Genomic DNA, 11134 nt, shown 5'->3' with positions numbered 1-11134 from the left:
TGCGGGGGGGGGGGGGGGGGGGGGGGGGGGGGGGGGGGGGGGGGGGGGGGGGGGGGGCCGGGGGGGGGGGGGGGGGGGGGCGCGGGGGGGGGGGGGGGGGGGGGGGCGGGGGCCCCCCCGGGGGGGGGGCCCCCCCCGGCGCCCTCGACCCGGCCCGGCGGCGGGTACGCGACCCGTCAGGAGTGCGCGCGCTCCCACAGCTCGGTGACCTTGCCGGAGGCGTCGATCGCCACCTTGTAGTCGCCGACCGAGCAGGGGTAGGAGCCCTTCTCGTTGTACGGCGAGGCGAGGCACTCGCTGATGTGCTTGACCAGGTCGGCCAGGTTGACGTCCTTCGGCGGGGCCAGCACCGAGCTCAGGTGGCCCTTGGCGGTGGGCGCGAACGGGGCGGTCTTCTCGGCGCCCACCGGGTCGAAGCCGACGTCGTTGACGCCGCAGACGTCCTTGGTGTCCTTGTAGACCAGGGCGGTCGCGCTGGTGCCCTTGACCGGGTAGATCCACTTCTGCCCGGCCGGCAGCGGCCCGTGGGTGCAGAAGCCCTCCGGCTCCCCGTCGGCCGTCCCCGACGGCTTGGCGGTCGGCGCCGGCTTGCCCGTCCCGGCGGGGGAGGCCGCCCCCGTGCCGGGCGCGGCCCCGGTCGGCGCGGCCGTGGCGGCGGTGCTCGGCGCGCTGCCCTGGCCCTGGTCCGACGCGTTGTCCGGCCCGCAGGCCGAGAGCCCGAACGCGGCGGCGGCGACCAGCGCGGTGGCGAGCAGTCTCCTGGAAGAAGGCATGACGAATGAACCCCCGTTTAACACATGATCAGATTGAAGGTGCGGCCGACAGACTAGCGCCTCCCCCGCGCCCCCTCCGGAAGATGTCCGGGGCCGGCTCCGCCGGGCGGCGGAGCCGGCCCCGCCGTTCAGGAGGCGAGCCGCTTCAGGGCAGCGGTGGCGATGCCCTCGACGGAGTTCGGGGCGCCGGCGGCCCGGCCGGTGAGCTCGACGACGGCGACCTTGCTGCCGCTGCGCAGGACCGCGACCCCGCCGCCGACGACGCCGTCGCCGCTGTAGGCCGGGTACCAGCGGGCGGTACCGCCGGGGACGGTCAGGGTGTGGGCCGCGCCGTAGTGCCAGTGGCCCGCGGGCTCGTCCTGGCAGTCCTGGACGAGCGCGACGAGCTGCTTCTCCCAGGTGGCGGCCTCGGCCCCGGTGGGGGCGCTCGCGGCCGACTCGGTCAGGAGGCCGTCGGTGTCGAAGGTCCAGGCCACGGAGGCGTACGCGGTGGCCCTGCCCTTGGTCAGGTCGCGCATCGTCTCCTCGCCGGAGCACGCGGACAGACCCTGACGCCCGGTCAGCACGACGGTCGCGCCGACCGGGTTCAGCCCCTGCCGGACGGCGTCCTCGCTCTGGACGAGGGCGGCGGAGCCGAGCCCGGGCGCGGGGGCCGCGACCACAGCCGGACGGGCGCCGCCCTGCGCGGCCCCGTCGGCGGTGGCCGACGGGGTGCCGACGACGCCGACCGTGATCAGTGCGGCGGCGAAGCAGGCCGCGGCGGCGGCGACCCGGTTGCGGCGAACGGACTTCTGCTGGACGGCCTTGTTCTCGGTCATCTGGTCCCCCTGCTGGTCGGGACGCCTGCTGCGTCCTCGTACAACCGGGGAGATGCCGCCGGAGGAGGGAATGTCGGAGCCCCGACCGGCTGTTTCACAGCTGTGACAGAGCGGTCCTGACGACGTGGTCCATCGCGGCCGTCCCCAGGCAGGCGTGGACCTCCAGCACCCCGTAGTGGCTGCCGCTGCGCAGCACGGCGATGCCCCCGCAGGGCTCCTTGCCCTCGGGCGCCCTGCCGGTGGTGTTGAAGGCTCCCGGGTAGAGGCCCATCCAGCTCGCGGTGACGTCCGGGGCGAGCTGCAGCGTCGTGGTCCTTCCGTAGACCCAGTGCCCTGGCGGCTCCTCCTTGCAGGGCACCTCCTCCAGCAGCAGGCGCTCGGTGAGGCTCTGCGCCAGGGAGGGGCTCGGGGCCTCGGCGGCGACCTCGCGGGCGACCTGGTCGACGCGGTCGGCGGCCGGCGGGGGGTCGCCCGGGTTGGTGCGGGGGCTGGCCACCAGTTCGCGGGAGTGGGCGCCGGGCCCGCCCAGGGTCTTCTTCTCGCCGGAGCAGGCCGTGTCGGCGTAAACCTCGTCGCCGTACCGGTCGGTGACGTGGATCTGCCCGATGCCCACGTCCGGGCTGAAGGCCGCGGGTTCCAGGAGGTTCGCGGTCGTCACCGGCCCGGTCGCATCGGTCGGCGAGGCGGAGCCGGAGGCCGAGGCCGCGGGCGCCCGGTCCGACCCGCCGGGCGTCGCGGGAGCGGACGCGGCCCGGGACGCCCCGCCGACCGTGGCGGCCTGCCCCGCTGCCGGGTGCGCGGTGGTGCCGGGTGGCGGTGGCAGGACGAAACGGCCGGTCGCCAACCCGAGCGCGGCGGCTGCCACCAGGGCGGCGACGGCGGACCGGGGCCGGACGACGGCACGGCCGCCGCCCGCCACGGGGCCGCCGTTCACAGACCGGGGGCCAGACGCCCGCGCATGAAGCGACGGGCCTGGTGGATGCGGTCCCTGACCGTGCCCAGCGGGGTGTCCAGCTCCTCGGCCACCTGCGCGTAGGTCAGGTCGCCCAGGTCGCGCAGCACGAAGGACTCCACCAGGGTCGGGTGCTGACGTTCCAGCGCGCCCAGCGCCTCCATCAGGTCCAGCCGCGTCCCGGCGATGACGCTGGTGGTGCGCGGGTCGACGGAATCGGGGAGGTCGGCGTGGCTGTCCTCGGCGCGCCGGCGCATCGAGCGGTAGGTGGACCGGGCGGCGTTCGAGGCGATCACCGTCACCCAGCCCAGGAAGGAGCCGCGGCCGACGTAGTCGCCCAGGTGCGTGCTGATGGACAGCAGCGCGTCCTGCGCCGCCTCCTCCGCGTCGGCGTGGTGCGGCAGGAAGCGCGAGCAGCGGCGCAGCACCACCGGCCGCAGTCTGGCCAGCAGGTACTCCGTCGACCCCGGGTCGCCCGCCTGCGCAGCCGCCACGAGCCGTTCCAGCTCGCCGTCCTCGAACACCCGGATCCCCCGTTCCGTCCCGCCCGGCACCCCGCCCGGCATCCCGCTCGTCGAACGGGAGTTCCGCGCTCCCCCCGACTCCGGCAGAATGCTGCCACATGCGCAAGCTCGGCCGTTACCTCCTCACGGAGCGGCTCGGAGCCGGCTCCTTCGCGACGGTCTGGAAGGCCTACGATCCGGAGCTCGACACCGAGGTCGCGGTGAAGGTGCTGGCCGAGAACTGGGCCGCCAACGCCGATGTGCGCGAGCGGTTCCTGACGGAGGCGAGGCTGCTGCGCCGGATCGCCAGCCCGCGGGTGGTCCGGGTGCACGACGTCGGGGTGCAGGAGGACCGGCCCTACTTCGTCATGGACTACGTACCCGGCGGCACCCTCGCGGACCGGGTCGGGCGGTGCGACCCGCAGGAGGCGCTGCGGCTGGCCGCGGAGGCGGGCTACGCGGTCCAGGTCCTGCACGAGGCGGGCGTGGTGCACCGCGACGTCAAGCCGTCCAACCTGCTGCTCGCCACCGGCCCGGTGCCCGCCGCGGTGCTGGTGGCGGACCTGGGCAGCGCGAAGCACCTGGCCGACGCGTCCGGGCTGACGGTGACCACGGGCACACCCGCGTACATGGCACCGGAACAGGCCTTCCAGACCGGCGGGTTCGACGGGAGGGCCGACGTGTACGCGCTGGCCGTGGTGGCCTACGAGCTGCTGACCGGGCAGAAGCCCTTCGGCCCCGGCGGGCGCGCCACGGCCCTGATGACCGACCGGCCGACCGCCTCGACGCTGCCGGCGCTCCCGGCCGGAACGGAGCTCCCACCGAACGTCGCCCTGCTGCTGCGGACCGCGATGTCCGTCGATCCGGCGGACCGACCGCCGACCGCCCGGGCCTTCGCGGACGCGCTGCTGGCTCCGGCCCCGCAGCCCCCGCCTCCGCGGCCGGTCCCGGAAGGCCCCGGGTGGCTGACCCCGCGCGCGGTCTGCCTGACGTCGGGCGCGGTGTTCACGGCGACGGCCCTGCTGAGCTGGCTCCAGCGCTGATTCCGACGGTGACCCGGTCCGCACCGGCGGATCCGGGAACCGGCCACCGGACACGCGATCCGTCAGGACGGAGTGCGCGGCCCGTCCGGGCCTCGCTCCGACTCAGATCCCGACGAGCCGAACCCGGGTGCCGCAGAGCTTCGCCATGTCGTCGACGTCCGACGTCAGCACCGCTACCGGTCCGGGCTGGCGGAGCGCCATCTCGGCGACGGTGGCGTCGATCGCGTACTTGTGGCCGTGCAGGCCGGCCTGCTTGAGCAGTGCCGCAGCGGCCCGAGCCGCCTGTTCGGTGACCGCCTCCACCTTGACCTGGGAGAGAATCCAGTTCAGCCGGGGAGTGTTCACTCGTGCGTGCGCCACCTCCACGATGGTGTTGGAACAGACCACCAGGTCGGCCGCCATGGTGTGGAAGGACCGGAGCATCGCGAGCACGCCCCGGTCCTGCGAGATCCAGGCGGACACCCCCTGGGAGTCCAGGACGACGGTCTCGATGCGGTTGGTCACGCCGCGTTCGCCGAGGACTCGGACTCGGCCGATCCGAAGATCCGGGATTGGGCGGTCGCCAGTTCCTCATCGGTGAACTCGCCGTGCTCGTCCTCGTGGCGGCGTAGTTCCTCCGCGAGCAGGTGGTGACGGATCTGGCGGGCGACGGCTTCCGCCACATAGCCGGAGACGTTGTCGGTGAGCTTCTTGAGCTCGGCCACCTGCTCGGACGGCAGAGTGACCGTGATGCGGGTAGTAGCTGCCATGAGGCGAGCATACTGCGGTGTGCGCCACGTCGGGGGCCGTTGGGCGGCGTAGGGTCGGCCCTATGCGTCTGAGCACCGTGATCCTCCCCATCCACCGGTGGAGCGAGGGGCAGAAGATCTGGCGGCGGGCCGAGGACCTCGGGTTCCACGCCGCGTACACCTACGACCACCTGTCCTGGCGGTCCTTCCGCGACGAGCCCTGGTTCGGCTCCGTCCCGACCCTGACGGCGGCGGCGTGCGCGACCGAGCGGATCCGCCTCGGGACCCTGGTGACGTCGCCGAACTTCCGGCACCCGGTGACCCTGGCCAAGGAGCTGATCACGCTGGACGACGTGTCCGGCGGGCGGGTGACGCTGGGGATCGGGGCCGGCGGGACGGGCTTCGACGCGACGGCGATGGGGCAGGAGGCGTGGTCGCCGAAGGAGCGGGCGGACCGGTTCGGCGAGTTCCTGCCGCTGCTGGACGAGCTGCTGCGCACCGACGCGACGACCCGCGAGGGCACGTACTACTCGGCGGTCGAGGCGCGGAACGTCCCCGGGTGCGTGCAGTCGCCGCGGGTGCCGTTCTACGTCGCCGCGACCGGGCCGCGCGGGCTGCGGCTGGCGGCCGAGCACGGGCAGGGCTGGGTGACGTACGGGGACCCGAAGGGGCCCGCGGACGTGCCGGTGGAGCAGGCGCCCGCGGTGATCGCGCAGCAGATCGCGAAGCTGACGGCGGCCTGCGAGGCGAAGGGCCGGGACGTGGCCGCGCTGGAGAAGGTGCTGCTGCAGGGCTCGACGGCGGAGAAGCCGCTGGTCTCGCTGGACGCCTTCGTCGACTGGGCCGGGACGTACCGCGAGCTGGGGATCACCGAGCTGGTGGTCCACTGGCCGGTGCCGGACTCGATCTTCGAGAACGACCTCGCGGTGTTCGAGCGGATCGCCACCGAGGGCCTCGCCCAGCTCACGTAGTCGGTGGCCGGATCGCCGGGGGCGGCCGGACGCCCGGCTACGGGTGCGGGCGGGTGCGCTGGGCCGGGAACCGGGACTCGGGGGCACGGCGGGCGATCTCGGCGAGGGCGTGGAAGAGGACGTCGCCGAGCAGGACCGGCTCGCGCGAGGCCTCGGGCGCGAAGTCGGGTGCGACGTCGGACGGGGAACCGGACGGGGAGCCGGACGGCGGGTCGGGCGGGGAGTCGCCCCGGACGTCCGGCGGGCGGCCGGGGCGGGCGGCGGCGGGCGGGGCGGTCACGGGGTGCTGCTGTCCGAGCTGGCGAGTGGGCATGGCTCTTCCTGCCGACGGGGACACCGTCCACAGTCCTGCCCGCCGCCCCGGGCAGGACACGCCGGCCACCGGGGAATAGGCCGGAAACGGCGCCTCGGGGACCGAAAGCGGGCCCGCGGGCGGACGGCACCCGGCCGTGACGCGGACGGCGGGCGGCCGGGAGGAGTCCGGGAGACGGCCCGCGGGCCCCGCCGGGCGACCGCAACCTCGGCGGTGACCGGTGCCGTACCCATGGGCGAAGATGGACCGGTGACCGAACCCCGCACCGCTCCCCGCCTCATCGCCACCGACCTGGACGGCACCCTGCTGTGCGCCGGCGGCACCGTCAGCGAACGCACCGCAGCGGCCCTGGCGGCGGCGGAGGCGGCCGGGGTGCAGGTGGTGTTCGTGACCGGGCGGCCGCCGCGCTGGATGCAGCAGGTGAGCGCGCACATCGGCGGCCACGGGCTGGCGATCTGCTCGAACGGGGGCGCGGTGGTGGACGTCCGGCGCGGCGAGCTGCTGGAGTCGTTCCCGCTCCCGGCCGCGACGGCGCTGGAGGTGGTGGAGGTGCTGCGGGCCAAGCTGCCCGGCACCTCGTTCGCCTTCGAGTACCCGGCCGGGTTCGCCCGCGAGCCCGGGTACGAGGTGCCGATGTGGGGCGAGGACGAGGACCACCCGATCGGCCCGGCGGAGGAGCTGCTGGGGGCCGGTGGGGCGGTCCGGGGCCTGTTCAAGCTGCTGGCCAAGCACCCGGACCTCGACCCGGACAAGCTGCTCTCGGAGGCCCGGGAGGCGGCCGGGCACCTGGCCGAGATCACCCGCTCGGCGCCGATCCCGCTGCTGGAGATCAGCGCGCCCGGCGTCACCAAGGCCAGCACGCTGGCCCACTGGTGCGCCGGGCACGGGATCGACCGGAGCGAGGTGGTGGCCTTCGGCGACATGCCGAACGACCTGGAGATGCTGGACTGGGCGGGCACCGCCTACGCCGTCGCCAACGCGCACCCGCAGGTGCTGGCGGCGGTGGCGCGGCACACCGTGAGCAACGAGCAGGACGGCGTCGCGGCGGTGCTCGAGGAGCTCCTCGCCCTCCCCCGGAGCTGACGGCCGGGGCCCGGCCGGCGGATCCCGGCGGCCGGCTCCGGTCCGGCGGCCGGCTCCGGTCCCGCCGATCCCGGCGGACCGGCCCTACCCGAAGCGGCCGTTGACGTAGTCCGAGGTCCGCTGGTCGCGCGGGTTGCCGAAGACCTGTGCGGTCGGCCCGGCCTCGACGATCCGCCCCGGGGTGTCGTGGGTGGCCAGGAAGAACGCGCAGGTCTGCGAGACCCGCTGGGCCTGCTGCATGTTGTGGGTGACGATCACGATGGTGAGCCGCCCGCGCAGTTCGGCGATGGTCTCCTCGACCCGCCGGGTGGAGGTGGGGTCGAGCGCCGAGCACGGCTCGTCCATCAGCAGGATGTCCGGCGAGACCGCCAACGACCTGGCGATGCACAGGCGTTGCTGCTGCCCGCCGGAGAGCGCGCCGCCCGGGGTGTGCAGCCGGCCGGAGACCTCCTCCCAGAGCCCGGCCCGGCGCAGGCTGGTCTCCACGAGGTCGCGGCGCTCCTCCTTGGACACCTTGATCCCGGCGAGCTTCAGCCCGCTGGCCACGTTGTCCTGGATGGACATCGCCGGGAACGGGTTGGGGCGCTGGAAGACCATGCCGATCCGGCGCCGCACCTCGGCGGGGCGCCGCCCGGGGCGGTAGACGTCGTCCCCCTCCAGCAGCACCTCGCCGGAGAGGGCGGCGCCGCGGACCATCTCGTGCATCCGGTTGAGGATCCGCAGGTAGGTGGACTTGCCGCAGCCGGACGGGCCGATCAGGGCGGTGACCTCGCCGGCCGGCATGGCGAGCGAGACCCGCTCCAGCACCTTGTGGGTGCCGAACCAGGCGGAGACCTCGCGGGTCTCCAGCCCGGCCAGCGGCCCGCCGGGGTGCGCGCCGGGTGGCGTCGGCGGGAGGGTGAGGGTGTCGGCGACCGGGTCCACGGCCCGGGCGCCGGTCGTCGGGCCGGCCGCCGCGAGGTCGGTGATCGGCAGGTCGGTCATCGGTGCATCCGTCATCGGTACGGGCCTCCGGGCGCGCGTCAGTAGAGGTTGGGCAGCAGGGCGGCGGCGTTCTCGTAGACCGCCCAGAGCAGGGCGGCGACCACCGGCGCGGCGCTCAGGTAGGCGGCCGAGCGCCGCCAGTGGCGGGCCAGCAGGAGCGCGCCGACCACCGCCCCCAGCAGGCCGAGCGACCACAGCTGCAGCGCGGCCAGCGCGCCCTTGTCGGCGGCCAGCGCCTTGTCGTAGGCGACGGTCGCCGGCCGTCCGCCGGGGTTCTGCTCCGGGTCGCCGTCCAGCCGGGCGCCGATCATCACGGTGGAACCGGGGATCCAGTCGGAGTCCCCGGTGACCAGGACGAGCCGGTTGCGGACCGGGTCGCTGATCGGGTGGTCGCCGTCGCCGTACACGTTGACGGTGTAGCTGAACTTCCCCTGCCCGGTGGTGGCCTCGATCCGGTCGCCGACCCGCAGCTCGGAGAGCCTGGCGAACGGCGCGCCGAAGGTGGCGCCGCGGCCGAACACGACGGCCACGCCGCCCTGGCCGGGCAGCGCGGTGTCGCGGCGGTGGCCGGGCCCGCGCATGAGGTCCCGGCCGGTGGTGCCCTCGACCACGACGGCCTGGTGCAGCCCGATCGCCGGGATGTCCAGCAGGGCCACCGGGGCGCCGTCGGCGGCCGTCCCGGTGGGTGCGACGGCCCGGGCGAGCTGGTCGCGGAAGGTCTTGTGCGCGGTGGACTGGTAGTGCCGCTCCTGCAGGTGCGAGAGCGTGAACAGGTAGCCGACGAAGCCGAGGACGAGCGCGGCCAGCAGGCTGGCCGCCCAGGCGCCCTGGAGGAAGCGGCGGCGGGCGGGGGTGACGGCGGGCCGGGGGGCCGGGCCCGCGGGCGGTGCGCCGGCGGGCCCGGCCGGCCGCGCGGGGGCGGCGGCCGGCTTCTCCAGCACGGGGGCGGTCACGAGGTGCCGTCCGAGGACTTGCGCCGGCGCAGCAGGCGCCGGCCGAGCAGCGGCGGGACGAGCACGACGGCGAGCAGTTCGACGGCGGTGAGGGTGCTCAGCGTCCAGTCCTCGGGTTTGCCGGCGACCTCGACCACGTTCGCCGCGACCTCGCCGCCGGCCCGGGCGCGGGCCACCACCTGGCCGGTCTGCGGGTCGATCACGTCCTCGGTGGTCGGGTCCTCGCCCGGGGCCGCTCCGCCGGCCGCGTTCGGGTCGCCGGCGGCGGCCGCGTCGCCGCCACCGGCGGCACCCGCCCCGCCGGACCCGGCGGTGCCGCCCGTCCCGCCGGTACCGCCCGCACCACCGGTGCCGGCCCCGCCGGACCCCCCACCGGTGCCGCCGCTGCCGCCGGTGCCGCCCGCGGCCGTGCCGGCGCCGGTGCGCGCACCGCTCCCGCCGCCCGAGCCGCCGGTGCCGCCGGCCCCGCCCGCCGCCGCCGAGCCGCCCGTGCTGCCGGCGCCGCCGGTCGAACCACCGGAGCCCGAACCGGTCTTGACCGGCTGGCCGTTCTGCACGGTGCAGTCCAGCGGGGTGCCCTGCTTGTCGCAGGGGCTGGGCTGCGGGGCGTTCTTGAGGACGGTCAGCTCACCGGCTGCGTTGAAGGTCGGGTTGGGGCAGTTGGCGAGGGTGTTCGGGTCGACCTTGCTGGCGTTGCCCGGGATGCTCTTGGTCTGCAGCAGTCCGCCGCGGACCAGTCCGCGCGGGATCGGCGAGTAGCCGAGGCCGTCGGCCTCGCCCTGGCCCTCGCAGAGCACGTAGTCGAGGAAGCGGCTGAGCGCGCCGCCCTTGTCGTTGGTGAACCGCGGCGGCGGGGGGAGGGCCGCCCCGGCCCGCGGCACGATCAGGTAGCTGTAGCTGGAGATCGGGTAGGCGCGCGGGTCGTCCATGGTGTAGACGCCGTCGAGGTTCTGCTGCAGGTAGTTCGGGTCGTTCGGCGCGGTGCCGTCGTCGACGCCGCGGATCCTGGCGGCGGTGAGCGCCACGGCCACGTTGGAGGCCGTCGGCAGGGAGTAGTACCCGGCCTGGTTGAGCACCTTCACGACCGGCCAGTTGCTGCGCTTGGCGAAGGCGTACTCGTCGTAGCCGATGGTGCCGACGTTGGAGGAGGCCTTGATGTAGCCGGCCACCACGTCGGAGCCGTTCTGCGCGACCATCCGGCCGGAGGACGGGAAGAACTCGGTGTAGTCGCCGCAGGTGACGCCGTTGACCGACGTGCAGTAGTCGTCCCACTGGGCCTTGTGGGTGTGCTCCATCCACCGGGTGAACTGCGCGGTGGCGCCGGAGCCGTCGGAGCGGATCACCGGGGTGATCTGCAGGCTGGGCAGGGCCTTCCCGTAGTCGGCGGTGATCCTCGGGTCGTTCCAGTTGGTGATCTTCCCGGTGAAGATGTCCACCACGCTCTGCGGGGAGAGCCGCAGGTCGCGGACCTGCTTGCCGCCGACGACCAGGTTGTACATGAAGGTGGTGCCGCCCGCGGTGATCGGCACATAGGAGAAGCCGTAGGTGGGGTTCTCCGGCTCACCGGAGCCGGAGCTGTGGCCGGACTGGCCGAGGCCGGTGTCCGGCGCGGAGCGGAACGGCACGTCGGAGGCGGTGAAGTCGTCCTGGCCGATCGACCACTGGTTGCGGCCGGCCGCCGAGCCGACCGGGTTGAAGTTGATCTGGATGCCCTGCGAGGCGACGTCCTGGCGCCACTGGTCGATCGCCGGACCGGCCCAGCTGGAGCCGTCGGCGCTCAGCGCGACCGCCGCGTACGCCGGGGTGCTCAGCCCGGTCAGCAGGGAGGCCGCGGCGAGCAGCAGGGACAGCAGCCCCGCGAGCAGCCGGGCCACGGAGCGCCTTGCGGCCTCCCGGAACATGGGAACTCCTCTGGTACGGAGGGTGGTCGGTCGGGTCGCCGGCACCGGGCCGGCGGATCGGGGCGCCGGCGCTGGGCTGGCCCGGTGGGTCGCCGGCAGGTCGCCGGTCCGG

General features: G+C 75.0%; 13 protein-coding genes. 3 read left to right on the top strand and 10 right to left on the bottom strand.

From position 1 onward, the window contains the following. Positions 1–176: 176 nt before the first annotated feature. The 4 genes from ACIRS1_RS32660 to ACIRS1_RS32645 all read right to left on the bottom strand — a co-directional run bounded on the left by ACIRS1_RS32660 (position 177) and on the right by ACIRS1_RS32645 (position 3067). On the bottom strand, positions 177–773 hold the full coding sequence (locus ACIRS1_RS32660) for a hypothetical protein (protein ID WP_402845721.1): 597 nt from the start codon (positions 771–773) through the stop codon (positions 177–179). A 128-nt stretch (positions 774–901) separates the two neighbouring features. Beyond that, positions 902–1591 carry a hypothetical protein gene (locus ACIRS1_RS32655; RefSeq protein WP_402845720.1) on the bottom strand — a complete coding sequence of 230 codons (690 nt, stop codon included), beginning with the start codon at positions 1589–1591 and terminating at the stop codon, positions 902–904. A 94-nt stretch (positions 1592–1685) separates the two neighbouring features. Next, positions 1686–2249, bottom strand: a complete 564-nt coding sequence (locus tag ACIRS1_RS32650) for a hypothetical protein (RefSeq protein WP_402845718.1) — start codon at positions 2247–2249, stop codon at positions 1686–1688. Positions 2250–2521: 272 nt separating this feature from the next. Continuing rightward, complete coding sequence (locus tag ACIRS1_RS32645) at positions 2522–3067, bottom strand: RNA polymerase sigma factor (protein WP_402845716.1); 546 nt, start codon at positions 3065–3067, stop codon at positions 2522–2524. A gap of 98 nt (positions 3068–3165) precedes the next feature. Between ACIRS1_RS32645 and ACIRS1_RS32640 the strand changes: the two genes are divergently transcribed. Next, positions 3166–4089, top strand: a complete 924-nt coding sequence (locus ACIRS1_RS32640) for a serine/threonine-protein kinase (protein WP_402845714.1) — start codon at positions 3166–3168, stop codon at positions 4087–4089. 102 nt (positions 4090–4191) lie between these two features. On the opposite strand, the gene ACIRS1_RS32635 is transcribed toward ACIRS1_RS32640, so the two are convergent. After that, positions 4192–4593, bottom strand: coding sequence for a DNA-binding protein (locus ACIRS1_RS32635; protein ID WP_402845712.1), 402 nt, complete (start codon positions 4591–4593; stop codon positions 4192–4194). Beyond that, positions 4590–4838, bottom strand: a complete 249-nt coding sequence (locus ACIRS1_RS32630) for a hypothetical protein (protein ID WP_402845710.1) — start codon at positions 4836–4838, stop codon at positions 4590–4592. Before ACIRS1_RS32630 ends, ACIRS1_RS32635 begins: the two co-directional genes overlap by 4 nt. Positions 4839–4900: 62 nt before the next feature. On the opposite strand from ACIRS1_RS32630, the gene ACIRS1_RS32625 reads away from it, so the two are divergent. Beyond that, positions 4901–5788 carry an LLM class flavin-dependent oxidoreductase gene (locus ACIRS1_RS32625; RefSeq protein WP_402845709.1) on the top strand — a complete coding sequence of 296 codons (888 nt, stop codon included), beginning with the start codon at positions 4901–4903 and terminating at the stop codon, positions 5786–5788. Positions 5789–5825: 37 nt separating this feature from the next. Here the strand turns inward: ACIRS1_RS32625 and ACIRS1_RS32620 are convergent, their stop codons facing one another. Next, positions 5826–6101: a hypothetical protein gene (locus ACIRS1_RS32620; protein ID WP_402845708.1), complete on the bottom strand. Its 276-nt coding sequence runs from the start codon at positions 6099–6101 to the stop codon at positions 5826–5828. Positions 6102–6332: 231 nt separating this feature from the next. Here ACIRS1_RS32620 and ACIRS1_RS32615 point away from each other — a divergent pair, with 231 nt between their 5' ends. Continuing rightward, complete coding sequence (locus tag ACIRS1_RS32615; protein ID WP_396317892.1) at positions 6333–7184, top strand: HAD family hydrolase; 852 nt, start codon at positions 6333–6335, stop codon at positions 7182–7184. An 84-nt stretch (positions 7185–7268) separates the two neighbouring features. Here ACIRS1_RS32615 and ACIRS1_RS32610 read toward each other — a convergent pair whose 3' ends face one another. From ACIRS1_RS32610 to ACIRS1_RS32600, 3 genes are read right to left on the bottom strand one after another with little or no spacing between them, the layout of a single operon-like run. Then, a complete protein-coding gene (locus ACIRS1_RS32610) occupies positions 7269–8168 on the bottom strand; it encodes a phosphate ABC transporter ATP-binding protein (RefSeq protein WP_402845707.1) in 900 nt (299 codons plus the stop codon). Positions 8169–8206: 38 nt separating this feature from the next. Then, positions 8207–9121 (bottom strand): class E sortase, encoded by a 915-nt coding sequence (locus ACIRS1_RS32605; protein ID WP_387905107.1) that lies wholly within the window; start codon positions 9119–9121, stop codon positions 8207–8209. Continuing rightward, entirely contained in the window at positions 9118–11022 is a 1905-nt protein-coding gene (locus ACIRS1_RS32600; protein ID WP_360211920.1) for a phosphate ABC transporter substrate-binding protein PstS, read from the bottom strand. Before ACIRS1_RS32600 ends, ACIRS1_RS32605 begins: the two co-directional genes overlap by 4 nt. Positions 11023–11134 lie beyond the last annotated feature (112 nt).

It is taken from the genome of Kitasatospora sp. NPDC101176 (assembly GCF_044768035.1).
In the GTDB taxonomy this organism is placed as follows: domain Bacteria; phylum Actinomycetota; class Actinomycetes; order Streptomycetales; family Streptomycetaceae; genus Kitasatospora.
The sequence above is the reverse complement of the archived record's forward strand: the minus strand, read 5'-3'. Positions and strand labels throughout refer to the sequence as shown.

Bases quoted from the DNA above. Each gene is read 5' to 3' on its own strand.
- ACIRS1_RS32660 (WP_402845721.1), bottom strand. From the start codon at position 773: ATGCCTTCTTCCAGGAGACTGCTCGCCACCGCGCTGGTCGCCGCCGCC.
- ACIRS1_RS32655 (WP_402845720.1), bottom strand. From the start codon at position 1,591: ATGACCGAGAACAAGGCCGTCCAGCAGAAGTCCGTTCGCCGCAACCGG.
- ACIRS1_RS32640 (WP_402845714.1), top strand. From the start codon at position 3,166: ATGCGCAAGCTCGGCCGTTACCTCCTCACGGAGCGGCTCGGAGCCGGC.
- ACIRS1_RS32630 (WP_402845710.1), bottom strand. From the start codon at position 4,838: ATGGCAGCTACTACCCGCATCACGGTCACTCTGCCGTCCGAGCAGGTG.
- ACIRS1_RS32625 (WP_402845709.1), top strand. From the start codon at position 4,901: ATGCGTCTGAGCACCGTGATCCTCCCCATCCACCGGTGGAGCGAGGGG.
- ACIRS1_RS32620 (WP_402845708.1), bottom strand. From the start codon at position 6,101: ATGCCCACTCGCCAGCTCGGACAGCAGCACCCCGTGACCGCCCCGCCC.
- ACIRS1_RS32615 (WP_396317892.1), top strand. From the start codon at position 6,333: ATGGGCGAAGATGGACCGGTGACCGAACCCCGCACCGCTCCCCGCCTC.
- ACIRS1_RS32610 (WP_402845707.1), bottom strand. From the start codon at position 8,168: ATGACCGACCTGCCGATCACCGACCTCGCGGCGGCCGGCCCGACGACC.
- ACIRS1_RS32600 (WP_360211920.1), bottom strand. From the start codon at position 11,022: ATGTTCCGGGAGGCCGCAAGGCGCTCCGTGGCCCGGCTGCTCGCGGGG.